Source organism: Endozoicomonas sp. ISHI1 (assembly GCF_024606225.1).
Lineage (GTDB): Bacteria > Pseudomonadota > Gammaproteobacteria > Pseudomonadales > Endozoicomonadaceae > Endozoicomonas_A.
Map to the genome: position 1 here is coordinate 218,716 of NZ_JAGRPU010000001.1, position 14,729 is coordinate 233,444.

10 protein-coding genes are annotated in these 14,729 nt (G+C 47.3%); 9 read left to right on the top strand and 1 reads right to left on the bottom strand.

Annotated elements, in window-relative coordinates; translation table 11 throughout:
• Positions 1-46 precede the first annotated feature (46 nt).
• The 9 genes from KBW69_RS00800 to KBW69_RS00840 all read left to right on the top strand — a co-directional run bounded on the left by KBW69_RS00800 (position 47) and on the right by KBW69_RS00840 (position 14,113).
• Positions 47-1,612 carry a WD40 repeat domain-containing protein gene (locus KBW69_RS00800; RefSeq protein ID WP_257279555.1) on the top strand — a complete coding sequence of 522 codons (1,566 nt, stop codon included), beginning with the start codon at positions 47-49 and terminating at the stop codon, positions 1,610-1,612.
• Between the two features lie 154 nt (positions 1,613-1,766).
• Entirely contained in the window at positions 1,767-3,302 is a 1,536-nt protein-coding gene (locus KBW69_RS00805; protein WP_257279556.1) for an F-box/WD40 repeat-containing protein, read from the top strand.
• 171 nt (positions 3,303-3,473) lie between these two features.
• Entirely contained in the window at positions 3,474-5,039 is a 1,566-nt protein-coding gene (locus KBW69_RS00810; RefSeq protein WP_257279557.1) for a WD40 repeat domain-containing protein, read from the top strand.
• Positions 5,040-5,193: 154 nt separating this feature from the next.
• A complete protein-coding gene (locus KBW69_RS00815) occupies positions 5,194-6,729 on the top strand; it encodes an F-box/WD40 repeat-containing protein (protein WP_257279558.1) in 1,536 nt (511 codons plus the stop codon).
• 170 nt (positions 6,730-6,899) lie between these two features.
• Positions 6,900-8,453 (top strand): F-box/WD40 repeat-containing protein, encoded by a 1,554-nt coding sequence (locus tag KBW69_RS00820; protein WP_257279559.1) that lies wholly within the window; start codon positions 6,900-6,902, stop codon positions 8,451-8,453.
• A gap of 154 nt (positions 8,454-8,607) precedes the next feature.
• Positions 8,608-10,179, top strand: a complete 1,572-nt coding sequence (locus KBW69_RS00825) for an F-box/WD40 repeat-containing protein (RefSeq protein ID WP_257279560.1) — start codon at positions 8,608-8,610, stop codon at positions 10,177-10,179.
• Positions 10,180-10,550: 371 nt separating this feature from the next.
• On the top strand, positions 10,551-12,086 hold the full coding sequence (locus KBW69_RS00830; protein WP_257279561.1) for a hypothetical protein: 1,536 nt from the start codon (positions 10,551-10,553) through the stop codon (positions 12,084-12,086).
• Positions 12,087-12,122: 36 nt separating this feature from the next.
• Entirely contained in the window at positions 12,123-12,389 is a 267-nt protein-coding gene (locus tag KBW69_RS00835) for a WD40 repeat domain-containing protein (RefSeq protein ID WP_257274181.1), read from the top strand.
• A gap of 155 nt (positions 12,390-12,544) precedes the next feature.
• Positions 12,545-14,113: a WD40 repeat domain-containing protein gene (locus KBW69_RS00840; RefSeq protein ID WP_257279562.1), complete on the top strand. Its 1,569-nt coding sequence runs from the start codon at positions 12,545-12,547 to the stop codon at positions 14,111-14,113.
• 204 nt (positions 14,114-14,317) lie between these two features.
• Here KBW69_RS00840 and KBW69_RS00845 read toward each other — a convergent pair whose 3' ends face one another.
• The gene (locus KBW69_RS00845) at positions 14,318-14,725 is read right to left on the bottom strand and encodes a VOC family protein (RefSeq protein WP_257274179.1); all 408 of its coding nucleotides are present in this window, start codon (positions 14,723-14,725) and stop codon (positions 14,318-14,320) included.
• Between the last annotated feature and the right edge of the window lie 4 nt (positions 14,726-14,729).

The following is a 14,729-nucleotide window of genomic DNA, read 5'->3' on the forward strand; positions in this document are numbered from 1 at the left end:
TGTCCTCACTGATCGAAGATAAATACCCACTTTGGAGCATTCAGGGATGCATGGAATAGCCAGTAACACCACAATTGCAGAATCAGACCCGCCATCGTCCAAGCAAGCTAAATTGAAAAGCGCATCATCTTGTCACAGTGCAGGCAGATCCGTCGCTCTTGCTGAAAAGGAAGAAAAGGATAAACCTTCATTTCAGTATCTTGCTGTTTTATCAAGTTCCATGATTTACAGCTGTTTGCAACTTCGGGATATTGCCAGTCTGGAACGGGTATGCACCCGCCTTCGCGATGGTATCAAACACGATAACGCTCTGGCAAAAGCCTGGTATCGCCGGTTTCCTTCACCACTCCAGTATCAACTAAGGACAGCCATCAATACAAAAAATGTTGATCAACTCCGCGAGTGGTTTGAGTCGTTCACAAACGATCAGGTGTTAGTGAAGTCACTCACAGATCGCAGAACGGATAGGGTTTATATGCCAGCCCTGTTATTTTTCACCAAGACTAAGCTGATGTCTGAATGTAAAACATTTGAATTAGATACAACAACTATTAACGAAAAGGAATTCGTAAACTCAGCCAACCTGAGTGTCGATGGCCGCCATCTGGTCACCGCCGGTGGCGATTGCTCAGCGATAATCTATGTTCATAAGGCTGATGGATCATGGGAAATAACAACCACCATTCCTCATCATTTCTGGGTCAACTCAGCCACCTTCAGTCCGGATGGCCGCCGGGTGGTGACCGCCAGTGTGGATAACACGGCTAAAATCTATAGCCTGAATACCGATGGATCATGGGAATTAACAGTTACTCTTGTTCATGAGGGTATTGTCGAATCAGCCACCTTCAGCGCCGATGGCCTCCATGTAGTGACCGCCAGTGCGGATGAGACGGCGCAAATCCATAGTCAGAAGACTGATGGATCATGGGAATTAACAGCCATCCTTTTCCATAGTCATATTGTCAATTCAGCCAATTTCAGCACCAATTGCCGCCATGTAGTTACCGCCAGTTCCGATCACACAGCGCAAATCCATAGCCTGGAGGCTGATGGATCGTGGAAAAAAGCAGCTGTCATTTTCCATAAAAACTGTGTCAACTCAGCCAGCTTCAGTCCTGATAGCCGTCGTGTGGTGACTGCAAGTGACGACAACACTGCGAAAATCTATGTCCACAAGGACGATGGGGCATGGGAACCAGAAGACACCCTTAGCCATACTCACTGTGTCAACTCAGCCAACTTCAGTCCCGATGGCCGCTATGTGGCCACTGCCAGTAAGGATGGTTCGGTAAGAATTTACAAGAAAGCCAATGGATCATGGAAACAAAAAGCCATCTTTTTCCATAGGTACGGATTCGAGGCTTTCTCAGCCACTTTCAGCCCTGACGGCCGCCACCTGGTGACAACCAGCGGTGAAGGAACGGCGAAACTCATTGGTCAGATGGCCGATGGATCATGGTCAGAAAAAGCCAGTGTTTCCCATAATGGCTGGATCTACTCAGCCACCTTCAGCGCCGATGGTCGTTATGTGGTAACCGCCTCCAACGACAAATCGGTGAAGATCACTGAACTACGAAGCAACCATTCATTACTTGCTGTCACTGAGTAATGCCATTTTGAGTGCGCTAAAAGGCAGAAATTCTGTTTGTTGCCCTTAGCAACATTTTTTGAACTTTCATTCAAAAACCGACTCTAACTCTTCGGTATCGACATTGACTGTCCTCACTGATCGAAGATAAATAACTACTTTGGAGCATTCAGGGATGCATGGAATAGATAATAACTCCTGCATTGCACAATCAAACACTCTACCCATCAGACAAGCTCATCCGGAGACTGCATCATCCTGTGTCAGTGCCGGTCGATCCGTCGCTGTTCCTGATAAGGTAAAAGCTTCATTGCGAAATTTATCCTTTTTATCTTTTTCCAGGATTTTTCGCTATCTGGGGCTCCGGGATATTCGCAGTTTGGAACAGGTATGTACCTTCCTTAACAGGGCGGTTAAAGAGGATAACGCTCTGGCAAAAGCATGGTATCGCAGGTTTTCTTCACCACATCAGACTCAACTAAAGATGTCCATCACGGCAAAAAATGAGGATCAACTCCGTGATTGGTTGAATTCATTTACCAAGGATGAAACGCTACTGGCGTCGTTCAAAGATTGCAAAAAGGAGAGTGTTTATTTCCCTGCACTGTTGCATTTCACCAAGACAGGGCTGATGTCTGAATGTGAGACTTTTGAATTAGTGACAAAGCCCATCATTAAAGAACGTCATCCAGTGAACTCAGCCGCCCTCAGTGCCGATGGAAAGCATCTGATAACCACCAACAGACAAGACACATTGAAAATCTACGGCCACAGGACTGATGGATCATGGGTAAAAAAAATCACCATTTCCCATGGAAGTTATCTCAGCTCAGCAGTTTTCAGCCCCGATAGTCATCATGTGGTGACCGCCAGTTGGGATGAAATAGCGTACATATATGGCCTGAGTCGCGATGGATCATGGCAGATAAAGGCCATCATTTCCGACAGAGAACCGCTAAGTACAGCCAACTTCAGTGCCGATAGTCGCCATGTGGTGACCGGCACCAGAGACAAAAAGGCACAGATTCATAGCCTGAAGGACGATGGATCATGGCAATTAACGGCCATTCTTTCCCATAGGGATTCTGTCAAATCAGCCACCTTCAGCGACGATGGCTGCCATGTGGTAACCATCACTGGCAATAAAACGGCGAAAATCTTTAGTCATCAGACCGATGGTTCATGGGAAGAAAAAGACACCATTTGCCATAACAATATTGTTTTATCGGCCAACTTTAGCCCCAATAGTCATCGTGTTGTGACTGCCAGTTGGGATTTCATGGTGAAAATCTATGGCAAGGAAGCCGATGGATCATGGAAACAAAAAACCATCATTCCTCACAAGGTTGCCGTTGACTCAGCCATCTTTAGCCCAGACGACCAGCACCTTGTGACAGTCAGTAAAAATGGCACGGTAATAATCTATGGCCAGAAAACCAATGACTCATGGGAAAAAGAAGCCATCTTTCAACATAAGGAACATGTCAACTCAGCGAATTTCAGCCCAGATGGCCGCCATCTGGTGACTGCCTGCGACGACGGAACAGCAAAAATCATCGGTCTGACACCCAATGGCTCATGGTTAGAAAAAGCCAGTATTTCCCACAGGATCTGGGTCTTATCAGCCACCTTTAGCGCCGATGGCAGCCATGTGCTCACCGCCAGTGCTGACGGCGTGGTAAAAATCACTGAACTACGGGGGAATAATTGATTGCTGTGATTGCCTGACGCCATTTTGAGTGCGCCGAAAGACAGAAACTCTGTTAGTTTTCCTTAACAACATGTTACGAACTTTCATTCTAAAACTGACTCCAACTTTGTGGTATCGACATTGACTGTCCTTATTGATCGAAGATAAATACCCACTCCGGAGAATTCAGGAATGTATGGAATAGAGACTAACAACAGCATCGCAAAACCAAACTCGCCAGCCATCACGCAAGCTGAATTGGAGCGTGCATTGTCCTGTGTCAGTGCGGGTAGATCCGTCGCGGTTGCCGACAAGAAGAAAAAAGACAGACCTTCATTTAAGTATTTTCCTATTTTATCCAGTTCCGTGATTTTCAGACGTTTGCGACTGCGGGATATTGTCAGTTTAAAACGGGTATGTACCCGCCTTCGCAATGGTATTCATCAGGATAATGCTCTGGCAAAAGCGTGGTATCGCCGGTTTCCTTCACCACAGCAGTATCAACTAAGGACATCCATCGATACAAAAAATCATGATCAACTCAGTGATTGGCTCAAGTCGTTCACAAACGATCAGGCGTTAGTGGACTCATTCACAGATCGCAAAACGGACAGGGTTCATATGCCAGCCCTGTTATTTTTCACCAAGGCCAAGCTGATGTCTGAATGTAAAACATTTGAATTAGTTACAACAACTATTGACGAAAATGACTACGTAACCTCAGCCAGCCTCAGTGTCGATGGCCGCCATCTGGTCACTTCCAGTGACGATAGCACGGCAAAAATCTACCTTAAAACGTCCGCTGGATCATGGGAATTAATAGAGACCATTCACCATACCAAAAGGGTCAATTCAGCCAACTTCAGCCCCGATGGCAGCCATCTGGTGACTGCCAGTAACGATGGCACTGCGATAATCCACGGCCACAAGGCCGAAGGGGCCTGGGAACCAGTAGGCAGTATTTCCCATAATAACCGGGTCGAATCAGCCACCTTCAGCGCCGATAGCCGCCATGTGGTGACCGCCAGCAACGATCGAACGGTAAAAATCTATGTGCTCAAGGACGATGGATCATGGGAAAGTAGAACCACTATCCCCCAACAAGGTTATATCAGTTTTGCCACCTTCACCCCCGATGCTCGCAATATAGTGACCAACAGTGAATATAGTACGGCGGAAATCTTTGGCTTCAAGGACGACGGATCATGGTTTGATATAGCCAGCATCGAGCATACTAACTGGGTAAGATCAGCGACTTTCAGCCCCGATGGCCGTCATGTGGTGACTGCCAGTATGGATAAAACGGCGAAAATCTATGTCCAAAAGGCCTATGGTTCATGGGAACCAAAAGACATCATTCGCCATAGCGGCTATGTTAACTCAGCCAACTTTAGCCCCGATGGCAGCTATGTAGTGACGGCCAGCGACGATGGCACGGTAAGAATCTGTCGCCAGAAAGCCAATGGATCTTGGGAACGAGAAGAAGCAGACATTGTACATAAAGGCGGAGTCTTATCAGCCACTTTCAGTCCTGATGGCCGCCATGTGGTGACTGCCAGCACAGACGGAACAGCGAAAATCATTGGCCTGGGGGCCGGTGGGAAATGGTCAGAAAAAGCCAGCATTTCCCATAATGGCTGGGTCAGATCGGCCAAGTTCAGCGCCGATAGTCGCTATGTGATAACCACCTGCAACGGCCATTCGGTCCACATCACTGAACTGCGAAGCAATAATTCGTTGCTTGCTGTCACTGAGTAATGCCATTTTGAGTACGCTAAAAGACAGAAGTTCTGTTTATTGCCCTTAACAACATTTTTTGAACTTTCATTCAAAAACCGACTCTAACTCTGCGGTATCGACATTGACTGTCCTCACTGATCGAAGATAAATAACCGCTTTGGAGCATTCAGGGATGCATGGAATAGATAATAACTCCCGCATTGCACAATCAGACACTCTACCCATCAAGCAAGCTCAACCGGAGACTGCATCATCTTGTGTCAGTGCCGGTCGATCCGTCGCTGTTCCGGATGAGGTAAAAGCTTCATTGCGAAATTTATCCTTATTATGTTTTTACAGGATTTTTCGCTATCTGGGGCTCCGGGATATTCGCAGTTTGGAACGGGTATGTACCTCCCTTCGCAGGGCTGTTAAAGAGGATAACGCTCTGGCAAAAGCGTGGTATCGCAGGTTTTCTTCACCACATCAGACTCAACTAAAGATGTCTATCACGACAATAAATGAGGATCAACTCCGTGATTGGTTGAAGTCATTTACCAAGGATGAAGCGCTACTGGCGTCGTTCAAAGATTGCAAAAAGGAGAGTGTTTATTTCCCTGCCCTGTTGCATTTCACCAAGACTGCGCTGATGTCTGAATGCAAGACTTTTGAATTAGTAACAAAACACATCATTAAAGAACGTCCTCCAGTCGACTCAGCCGACCTCAGTGCAGATGGAAAGCATCTGATAACCAGAAACAAACAAGACGGCACAGTGAATATCTACGGCCACAGGACTGATGGATCATGGGTAAAAAAAACCAACATTTCCCATGAACGTTTTGTCAACTCAGCAGTTTTCAGCCCCGATAGCCATCATGTGGTGACTGCCAGTTGGGATAACACAGCAAAACTATATGGTTTGGGGGGAGATGAATCATGGGAACAAAAAGTCATCATTTCCCATAGGGGCACTGTCAGCTCAGCCACCTTTAGTGCCGATAGTCGCCATGTAGTCACCGCCAGTGAAGACAAAACGGTTCAAATCCATAGCAAGAAGGACGATGGATCGTGGCAATTAACGGCCATTCTTTCCCATGAGGATTTTGTCAAATCAGCCACCTTTAGCGTCGATGGCTGCCATCTGGTAACCATCACTGAGAAGGATACGGCGAAAATCTACAGTCAGCAGACCGATGGAGCATGGGAAGAAAAAGGTACCATTCCCCATGACAATAGTGTCTTATCGGCCAACTTTAGCCACAATAGTGATCGTGTTGTGACCGCTGGTTGCGATTTCATGGTGAAAATCTATGGCAAGGAAGCCGATGGATCATGGCAACAAAAAACCATCATTCCTCACAAAGGTGCAGTTTACTCAGCCAGATTCAGCCCGGACGACCAGCACCTTGTGACCGTCCAGTATCAGACGGTAATAATCTATGGCCCGAAAACCAATGACTCATGGAAAAAAAAAGCCATCTTTAAACATGAGCAACATATTAAGTCAGCGACCTTCAGCCCTGATGGCCGCCATCTGGTGACTGCCAGCATGGACGGAACCGCAAAACTCATCGGTCAGGCGACCAATGGCTCATGGTCAGAAAAAGCCAGCATTTCTCAGAGGATCTGGTTCAACTCAGCCACCTTTAGCGCCGATGGCAGCCATGTGCTCACTGTCAGTGCCAGCGACGTAGTAGAAATCACTGAACTACGAGGGAATCATTGATTGCTGTGACTGCGTGACGCTACTTTGTATGCGCTGAAAGACAGGAACACTGTTAGTTGCCCTTAACAACATTTTTTGAACTTTCATTTTAAAACTGACTCCAAGCCCACAGCATCAGTATTGATTGTCCTTGCTGATGGAAGATGAATACCACTTTGGAGAATTCAGGGATGCACGGAGTAGATAATAACACCCGCATTGCAAAACCAGACTCACCCATCAGACAAGTTCAATTGGAGCGAACATCATCTTGTATCAGTGCGGGTAGATCCGTCGCTGTTACTGATCAGGAAGAAAAGGATAGACCTTCATTTCAGTATTTTACTGTTTTATCCAGTTCCATGATTTTCAGCCGTTTGCGACTTCGGGACATTGTCAGTTTAGAACGGGTGTGTACCCGCCTTCGCAATGGTATCCATCAGGATAATGCTCTGGCAAAAGCATGGTATCGCCGGTTTCCCTCGCCACATCAGTATCAACTGAGGACAGCCATTAATACAAAAAATGCTGATCAACTCCGTGATTGGTTAAAGTCTTTCACGAATGATCAGGCGTTAGTGAACTCACTCGCAGATCGCAAACCGGAGAGGGTTTATGTACCTGCCCTGTTTTTTTTCACCAAGACCAAGCTGATGTCTGAATGTAAAACATTTAAATTAGTGAAAACAGCAACTATTGACGAAAAAATACCCGTAAAATCAGCCCGCTTCAGTGTCGATGGTCGCTATCTGGTCACTGCCAGTTGCGATGACACCGCAAAAATCTACCTTCACAAGGGCGCTGGAATATGGGAAGTAATAGTTATCATTCCCCGGGTCAATTCAGCCGCCCTCAGCCCCGACGGACACCATGTGGTGACTGCCAGTAACGATGGCACGGCGAAAATCTATCGCCTTACGGACGATGGGTTTCCGGAACCATTAGTCAGCATTTCCCATACTGATCGTGTTTACTCAGCCACATTCAGCCCCGATGGCCGCCGCGTGGTGACCGCCAGTATAGATGAAACGGCAAAAATCTACGGCCTCAAGGACGATGGATCATGGGAAAGTGAAGCCACTATCCTCCAGAACAGTCCGATCAAATTAGCCAATTTCAGCTCCGATGGCCTTTATGTAATAACCGGCGGTAAGGGTAAGACAAAAATCCATAGCAAGGAGGTCGATGGATCATGGTTAGAAAAAGCCAATATTGACCATGAGCGCAGCGTCCAATCAGTCGCCTTCAGCCCCGATGGCCGCCATGTAATCATCGGTTGCAAGGATAATACGGCGACAATCTACCGCCAGACCGATGGATCATGGGAACTACAAGACACCATTCACCATTCTGACTTTGTCAACTCAGCCAACTTTAGCCCCGATGGCCGCTATGTGGTGACTGCCAGTGACGACAAAACAGTAAAAATCTATGGCCGGAAGGCCGATGGATCATGGGAACCAAAAGCTTGCATTGTTCACAAATACGAAGTCTTATCAGCCGCTTTCAGCCCTGATGGCCGTCATGTGGTGACTGCCAGCAATGACAAAACAGCGAAAATCATTGGTCAGCAGGCCGATGGGGCATGGTTAGAAAAAGCCAGCATTATCCACAAGACATACCTCGACTCAGCCACCTTCAGCGCCGATAGTCGCTATGTGATAACCGTCTCCAACGGCGGGTCTTATTCGGTGACAATCACTGAACTACGGAGCCATAATTCATTGCTCGCTGTCACTGAGTGACGACATTTTGCACGCCCTGAAAGACAGACACTCTGTTAGTTGTCCTAAACAACTTGTTACGAACTTTCGTCCTGGAACTGAATCTAATCAAACAGCATCAACATTCACTGTCCTTGCTGATCGAAGATAAATACCTACTTTGGAGGAATCAGGGATGCATGGCATAGATAATAACACCAGCATTGCAGAATCAAACACGCCACCGCCCAAGCGAACAAAAACGGGGAGTGCATCATCTTGTTTCAGTGCGGGTAGATCCGTTGCTGTTGCTGTTGCTGACAAAGAAGAAAAGGATAGACCTCCATTTCAGTATTTTTTTATTTTATCAAGTTCCCTGATTTTCAGCCGTTTGCAACTTCGGGATATTGTCAGATTAGAACGGGTATGCACCCGACTTCGCGATGGTATTCATCAAGATAATGCTGTGGCAAAAGCCTGGTATCGCCGGTTTCCTTCACCACTCCAGTATCAACTAAGGACAGCCATCAATTCAAAAAATGATGTTCAACTCCGTGATTGGTTTGAGTCGTTTACGAATGATGGGGCGTTAGTGAATTCACTCACAGACCTCAAACTGGAGAGGGTTTATGTACCTGCCCTGTTTTTTTTCACCAAGACTAAGCTGATGTCTCAATGTGAAAGATTTTCATCAGTTACAACAGAAACGATTCACGAAAAGAACTACGTAAACTCAGCCAGCCTCAGTGCTGATGGCCGCCATCTGATCACCGCCAGTGTCGATGGCACGACAAAGATCTACGTTCATAAGGCTGCCGGATCATGGGAAGTCATAGCCATCATTTCCCATACCAGCTCGGTCAATTCAGCCACCTTTAGCCCCAATTGCCGCTATGTGGCGTCCGCCAGTCAGGATGGCACGGTGATCATCTATGGCTATAAGGCCGATGAGTCCTGGAAACCGGTAGGCAGCATTTCCCATACCGACTGTGTCTACTCAGCCACCTTCAGTGCCGATAGTCGCTATTTGGTGACCGCCAGTGAGGATAAAACGGCAAAAATTTACAGTCTCAGGGACAATGGATCATGGGAAATTAAAGCCACTATCCCTCAAAATGGTCCGATCAAATTAGCCACCTTCAACCCCATTGCTCACAATATACTGACCGGCAGTGAAGATAAAATGGCAGAAATCTGTGACCCCAATTACGGTAGATCCTGTAAAGAAATAGCCAGCATTGAGCGTCATAGATGGGTCATATCAGCCACCTTCAGCCCCAGTGGCCGCCATGCGGTGACTTCCAGAAAGGATGACACGGCGAAAATCTATGAACAAAAGGCCGATGGATCATGGGAACCAAAAAAAACCATTCGCCATATTGACTATGTTAACTCAGCCAACTTTAGCCCCGATGGACGCTATGTGGTGACGGCCGGCGAGGATGGCGTAGTAAAAATCTATGGCCAGAAAGCCAATGGGACGTGGGAACTGGAAGGCGACATTGTCCATAAAGACGGAGTCTTATCAGCCACCTTCAGCCCTGATGGTCGCCATATAGTGACTGCCAGCAAGGACGGAACAGCAAAAATCATTGGTCAACAGGACGATGGGTCATGGGTAGAAAAAGCCAGTATATCCCATAATGGCTGGGTCTTGTCAGCCAGCTTCAGCGCCGATGCCAGCCGTGTAGTCACTGCCAGTAACGACTGCACAGTGAAAATCACTGAACTACGAAGCAATCATTCATTGTCTGCTGTCACTGAGTGACGCCATTCTGTTTGTACTTGAAGCCTTACTGGCGTCATTCAGTCAACTGAGCCGCTCTCACTGACGATGGAAAGCATCTGATAACCAGCTATCTCTATCAGCGGGCAGCTTGAACTGGTTCTGGCATGTAATCACCTGCAGGGGTTTAATCAACCTCGAGGGACTGTTCTTCTTTGGCACGGAAAACTGCCAGACAGTAACTCAACCCTTTTCTGCCAGTGCCAAAAAAGCTCTCTATACTGGCACAGTCCCCACGGCATCATCGAGTACCAGAAATGTGATGGGTGCTTTGGGAGTCATGGCCTTTCTGGCTCTATTGTTCAATCTATAACCCCATAGGAGTCTTTCCCCGTTTCCGGGGATTCTTACACATGATGAATTGTCGGCATTACTTGACTCAACTAATCGTTACTGTCTTCCTGTTACAAACCCTGAGCCCGGAAGCAGGGGCGACGAGCCCATCTTCAACCGAACCTCCATCTCTGGCTCCTCTTAAAACAGTGTCGTGTGACGCTCTTCCAGAGCATACGACGGGGGTTAAGCAACGACTAAGCCAATATAAAAACCTTGTTTCCGGACGACAGTGCATTGTTCTCAACGCCGATCCTGCAAAAGATTTAAGTGAACAGATAAAACGGATTCCAGAAAACACCGTTATACTGCTCTCATCCGATGTCCCGGCAGTAACAACGCCTTCTTTACCTGATACTCCCAAGACGGGTATAACCGCTGTTAATTACTATATTCACAATGAAATTCTGTTGAAGGATGGACAGGACATTCTTGGAGCTGCTGATGATGGCGAGGAAATCGTCATCATGCTTAAGTCAGGTTTTACAGACAAACATATGATCAGGGTTGGCACCGCTGAAAACTTCCGGTTTTCAGAAACAAGAGATAGTCACGTAGCGCACGTTACTTTTCAGCCAACTCAACATTCGATCCATAACCCTATTGACTCCGTTGTTTTAGCGCAGTGCTATAACCGGAGACTGAATCTGGAAAACAACGTATTTCATCTTGCTCTTTACGGGGCCGCAGTCGATGTTGAATGCAGGGAACCTCTGGATGCAGCTGCCAATGATATGCGCCCGGGCCCTGGCTTGCGGTTCGTCAATAACACGCTCATAGGTAAACATTTCAAAAATATAATCCAAAGCTTTATTCCCGAGGATGGGCTATTTATTAATCTTCCTGCCATCAGGAACCAGTCAAAAAGGATCGCTGTTATTGGAAACACATTCCGGGGCAACATGGCAGAAGCAGGCGAGCTTGTTCTTGGACCCGGGACTCAAATGGATATCTTCAGAAACTTCATCAACATTTCCAATCACGGTAATACACGTCGTGAATCTATTACTGCAAGAAAAGGAGGTTTCGCGCTTATAGGTCACACAGATACCGATTCAGAGAGCCCTCGCTTTAATATGGCAGGCAATCAGATCCAGGTAACGGGGATCGCTATAACCATCTTTGCACAGGTTGAACTGGCTCTCGCCTGTAACCACCTGCAGGCAACTCATCCATGGCGACAGGTGCTGGCACCATTCAGCCTGAAGGCCGTTGACCCATTGGAACTGGTCGATGAGTGCCAAAAATTGATGAGTCCAACCGTTACGCCAACACACACGCCACCGAAAATCTGTCAGATCGAGAATACCTGGACGTCCATCAATGATTCCACAGACACGGCTTTAAGTGGACTGGTCAACATTGAAGGTCACTTGCTCTTCGGCTCAAAAATCTGTCGGGTAGCCGATACGATTTCTGATTCCAGTACCCGAAAGACTTACATTACCGGCCCCTCCCCCGTTAATAGCAGGAGATCCACTTCATCAGCGGAGGCAACCGTCGTGCCCACTGCCTTGGGCGTCGTGAGCATTCTGGCGATATTGTTCAATCTATAACCTGTCAGTTTCTTTAGGTACCTGACAGCTGGCCAGATGTTTAACAGATATGAATCATGCCAATCCAGCTTCAGCCCTGGTGGCCACCATCTGGTGACTGCCTGCGACGACAGAGCAGCGAAATTCATCGGTCAGGCGACCAGTGGCTCATGGTCAGAAAAAGCCAGCATTTCTCATAATGGCTGGATCTACTCAGCCACCTTCAGCGCCGATGGTCGCTATGTGGTAACCGCCTCCGGCGACCAGTCGGTGAAAATCACTGAACTGCGGAGCAATAATTCATTGCATGCTATCACTGAGTGACGCCATCTTGTGTGCGCTGAAAGACAGAAATTCTGCTTGTTGCCCCTAACAACATTTTATGAACTTTCATTCTAAAATTGACTCCAACTTTCCGGTATCAACATTGACTGCCCTTGCTGATCGGAGATAAATACCTACTTTTGGAGGAATCAGAAGTGCATGGAATAGAGAGCAATACCTGCATTGCTGAGTCAAACCCGCCGCGACCCATGAGAGCTCAATTGGAACGTTCGTCATCATGTGTCAGTGCAGGTAGATCGGTTGCTGTAGCTAACATGAAGGAAAAGGATAGACCTTTATTTCAGTATTTTTCTGTTCTATTAAGCCCCATGATTTGCAGCCGTTTGCAACTTCGGGATATTGTCAGTTTAGAAAGGGTGTGTACCCAACTTCGCGATGGTATCAAACAAGATAATACTCTGGCAAAAGCGTGGTATCGCCGGTTTCCTTCATCACACCAGCATCAACTAAGGACAGCTATCAACAGCAAAAATTATGATCAACTCAATGATTGGTTAGAGTCCTTCACAAATGATCAGGCGTTAGTGAAATCACTCACAGACCGCAATCCGGAGAGGGTTAATGTACCTGCCCTGTTTTTTTTCACTACGACAAAACTGATGTCTGAATGTAAAACATTCAAATTAGCTACAACAGCAACGATTCACGAAAAGGACTGCGTAAACTCAGCCAGCGTCAGTATTAATGGCCGCCACCTGGTCACCGCCTGTGACGATGGCACGGCGAAAATCTACGTTCATAAAGCGGATGGATCATGGAAAATAAAAGCTACCATTCCTCATGACTTCTGGGTCAAGTCAGCCACTTTCAGCCCCGATGGCCATCAGGTGGTGACCGCCAGTTTGGATGGGACGGCCAAGATCCTGCGCCAGAAGACCGATGGATCATGGGAATTAACAGCCACCCTTTTCCATAATAATATTGTCGAATCAGCCAATTTCAGTAGCGATGGCCGCCATGTAGTCACCGCCAGTTGCGATGAAACGGCGCAAATCCACAGCCAAAAGACCGATGGATCATGGGAATTAACAGCCACCCTTTTCCATAATCATCACATCCGATCAGCTACCTTCAGCACCGGTGGCCGTTATGTAGTAACCTCCAGTCGCGACAAAACGGCAAAAATCCATAGGCAGGAGGCCGATGGATCCTGGAAAGTAGAAGCTATCATTAACCACAAAAAATGGGTCAACTCAGCCACCTTTAGCCTCGATGGCCAGTATGTGGTGACCGCCAGTGATGATAAAACGGCGAAAATCTATGGCTATAACGATGGTTCATGGGAACCAGAAGACACCATTCACCATAATGACTGTGTCAACTCAGCCACCTTCAGTCCCGATGGCTGCTATCTGATGACTGCCAGTGACGATGACACGGTAAAAATCTATGCTCATAAAGCCGATGGATCATGGCAACCAAAAGCCATCTTTTTCCATCAGTATGGGTTCGGGGTCTTATCAGCCACTTTCAGCCCTGATGGCCGCCATCTGGTGACTACCAGTAGAGACGGAACGGCGAAAATCATTGGCCAGGAGCCCGATGGGTCATGGTTAGAAAAAGCCAGCGTTTCCCATAATGGCAGGATCTACTCTGCCACCTTCAGTGCCGACGGTCGCCAGGTGGTGACCGCCTCCAGCGACCATTCGGTGAAAATCACTGAACTACGAAGCAATAATTCATTGCTTGCTGTCACTGAGTGACGCTATCGATTGCAGAATGCATCATCTTCTTCTCTGCAAAAGCCCTGATCGGTTTTTTTTCCGGTAACTATACCCACTAACTGTGTCAGCTTCTGACTGCAAGTGCATCTGTATTGGATGCCGTAATAAATTCTGTCAGTAAGAGTGTTACGAGCTTATCGATCTCAGAGTCCTCCCCTGATTAAAAGGCAGAGGTACACTGACTCATCTTCTACCCGCCGACTGATGAAACTCAATCACATTTCGATCAGGGTCACGGATAAACAACAATATTGAACCACCCTCTGTTGAAATGGGACCTTCTGTGATGGCAATCCCGAGTGCTTGTAACCGCCCCTGAACCTCGATGATATCATCCACTTCAAGAGCCATATGGGTATAGCCCGGGTGTTTCTGGTCAACGTCCATCAGGATATTCTCCCCAGGCTGAACCGTTGCGTTCAGAATAAAGTTAAGGTTGACGCCGCAAGGGTGCTCCATAATGGCAACCGGCTCTGGCCCCACCGGGCCAGCCAGAAACCGAAAACCGAGCTGTTCATAAAAATCCCTGGTCGTCTGAAGATTGCTTACCCGTATGCCCACATGGTTAATTCTTTTGACTGGTATCACCATCCGC

Bases quoted from the DNA above. Each gene is read 5' to 3' on its own strand.
- KBW69_RS00810 (WP_257279557.1), top strand. From the start codon at position 3,474: ATGTATGGAATAGAGACTAACAACAGCATCGCAAAACCAAACTCGCCA.
- KBW69_RS00830 (WP_257279561.1), top strand. From the start codon at position 10,551: ATGATGAATTGTCGGCATTACTTGACTCAACTAATCGTTACTGTCTTC.
- KBW69_RS00845 (WP_257274179.1), bottom strand. From the start codon at position 14,725: ATGGTGATACCAGTCAAAAGAATTAACCATGTGGGCATACGGGTAAGC.
- KBW69_RS00805 (WP_257279556.1), top strand. From the start codon at position 1,767: ATGCATGGAATAGATAATAACTCCTGCATTGCACAATCAAACACTCTA.
- KBW69_RS00800 (WP_257279555.1), top strand. From the start codon at position 47: ATGCATGGAATAGCCAGTAACACCACAATTGCAGAATCAGACCCGCCA.
- KBW69_RS00815 (WP_257279558.1), top strand. From the start codon at position 5,194: ATGCATGGAATAGATAATAACTCCCGCATTGCACAATCAGACACTCTA.
- KBW69_RS00820 (WP_257279559.1), top strand. From the start codon at position 6,900: ATGCACGGAGTAGATAATAACACCCGCATTGCAAAACCAGACTCACCC.
- KBW69_RS00825 (WP_257279560.1), top strand. From the start codon at position 8,608: ATGCATGGCATAGATAATAACACCAGCATTGCAGAATCAAACACGCCA.
- KBW69_RS00835 (WP_257274181.1), top strand. From the start codon at position 12,123: ATGTTTAACAGATATGAATCATGCCAATCCAGCTTCAGCCCTGGTGGC.